This window comes from Pseudoalteromonas sp. TP27, from assembly GCF_056470645.1.
On sequence record NZ_JARDAK010000065.1, the window covers coordinates 1 to 2314 of the forward strand.

The following is a 2314-nucleotide window of genomic DNA, read 5'->3' on the forward strand; positions in this document are numbered from 1 at the left end:
ACCTAAATGTCATACCACATTAGATCATAACTTAAATGTCACCAAAGCGTTTAATACTGGCTCTGTCGCTCAGATTTAGGGGTATATCCATACTCTCTAGCAAATCGCTTCACTTCATGGATGGGATAATATTGTTTAAACTCTTTATCAAAAGAGGCAGAAAATAATCGGATGTATTCTTCATAAGACGTACCGCTTTCCTTGCTGGCTTGATCAGCCATACTTTCAATCTTGTTGATCACTGAATAAGATAACATTGACACTCTCCTTTTAAAAAACCACTAAGCAAAGGCATAGCCTTTTCTATATGACCGCAAAAATCCTGCGTGTTTCAGATCCATTAACACAAAATTAATGGTATCACGCCCTACCCCTTTAAATCTCTCCCCAATACCTCGTTGGCTTGGTTTTACTTCTTTTGCCAGTACCGCTTGCTTGATCTCAAAATAGACTTGTTCATTACATTTTAGATGGTCGTCACTGAATGCTTCCTCTTCATGGCAATCAACCAGCTCAGAAACGCAGTCGGTAAAATATTCGTCATTCACTGCGCGTGACTGTGTAACCACTGCGCACGACTGCGTTTCAATTTCTAACTGCGTTTGGATAACGTCAGGCTGAATAAGCTCTAGCGCAGACGATTTATCATGACTGCGCACAACTGCGTTCGAGTGCGCGTGACTGCGTTTCAGTGCGTTAGAAACCAACACTAACAGCCAGCTCATTAATTCCAATGCAGCAGAGGTAATATAACTAATCAACAAACCAAATTTATCAAAAACAGTCGATTCACTCGGTAGAGTAGATTGACGTTGATAAAGATCATCAATACGAATTAAAAGAGGTTCAACTTTTTCTAGCGTTCTTTCCGATTTAGTAATGAGGTTTGCGTTTTGTTGTTTGGCCGCAAGAAGACGTAACTCGTCCACTTGGGTTGTGTATTCTTTAATTTGCTGAGAAGCCGCTTGATAAGCAGTACTGTTTTTTTGGCTGGCGACAACACCTTGCTCTAAAGCAGCCACCGATGCAGAGAACGAAACAACACTTAATGTCATGCTCAATAACAAAGCAAACAGCGCAGAAGCGTATTGTTTTTGTGAAAACAAAAACAGAACAAACAACGGTGTAGCGCATTTAGCCAAATCTAGCACAATGCCTAACGCTGTCATTAGTATAGGCTCATCCATAGCTAAACCTATGTCATACATGAATTGAGCCGTTAAAATTGCAGATAGGAAAGCTGTTGCGATAGATAGCACTATGCAAATAGGCTTTAAAATAGTAGAGTTCATTTGTGGTTATCTCATGTTAATAAAGTAAGTTGATCACGCTAAACCTCAAGTAACTTTCGACGGGAGCTTGAGGTTTTTTATTAATACTTATTTTTTCTTTTTACGACCAGCATTTCGAGGAACATAAACACTATTATATAATCGTTCTCGATCTTCTTTTTCCATATTAGATAAAGCTAATATTCCAGCTCTAACCATTTGACTAAAATCAACTCTATTTTCAAGTTGTAATAAATCAACTAACTCAACAGTTGATTTATTAATGGTAATAGTTTTACTAATAGCTTTATCTAATAACTTGTCATCCGTTATATCCTGACCTTTAGATTGTGTCGTGTTATTGATAAATTTACCGTTATCAATAAATGAATCATCATTATCAAAGTCATCAAACATTCCATTCATAAGTTCACCAATTCATCAAATATATCTGATACTTCTTTCTTTGCTTTTTCATTGACTAAATGATCACCACCGCGAAGAAAGTTTTTCCTATATTCTTTTCTTTTTACTGTAAATGCTTGAATCGGTTTTATACCAAATGAACTCAAAACATCTTTTGCTTTTAATATTTCAGTCGCGGCCGATTGTAAATGATCAGCTTCCATCACCACACCCACACAATTAGCGTTCTTTAAATATGGCAAGGCTTCTTGTAGAAACTGTCTTGTTACAAATAAATCAAGAGGGCTAGTTTTGACAGGGAAAATAACGGTATTAACATTTTCGGTCACTATCGCAGATCGTGCCGCTTTACTATCGAACCCCCCAGTATCAACTAGAATTAATGAATTAGGGTTTTCTGTTTTTAATTTAATTAATAATTCAGATACATTAAGAGTTGACGCTACGTGAACACAGTTAATTTTTCGTTTTCCAGCCCAAAACTTCAAAATACTTGTTGGATCTGCATCAACCAGTACCACATCGATATTACGAGCACTAGCCTCAGCAGCTAAACACATAACTAAAGTAGATTTACCACATCCACCTTTTGTATTAGCTACAACTATCAATTTATT

4 protein-coding genes are annotated in these 2314 nt (G+C 36.8%); all 4 read right to left on the reverse strand.

Features of this window, described 5'->3' with window-relative positions:
- Nucleotides 1-50 precede the first annotated feature (50 nt).
- Entirely contained in the window at nt 51-257 is a 207-nt protein-coding gene (locus PX700_RS21830; protein WP_446701379.1) for a hypothetical protein, read from the reverse strand.
- A gap of 24 nt (nt 258-281) precedes the next feature.
- Complete coding sequence (locus PX700_RS21835; RefSeq protein WP_479521927.1) at nt 282-1292, reverse strand: hypothetical protein; 1011 nt, start codon at nt 1290-1292, stop codon at nt 282-284.
- Between the two features lie 87 nt (nt 1293-1379).
- The gene (locus PX700_RS21840) at nt 1380-1697 is read right to left on the reverse strand and encodes a hypothetical protein (protein ID WP_446701376.1); all 318 of its coding nucleotides are present in this window, start codon (nt 1695-1697) and stop codon (nt 1380-1382) included.
- A partial coding sequence (locus PX700_RS21845; RefSeq protein WP_479521928.1) for a ParA family protein occupies nt 1694-2314 on the reverse strand: 621 nt, incomplete at its 5' end. The genes PX700_RS21840 and PX700_RS21845, both read right to left, overlap by 4 nt.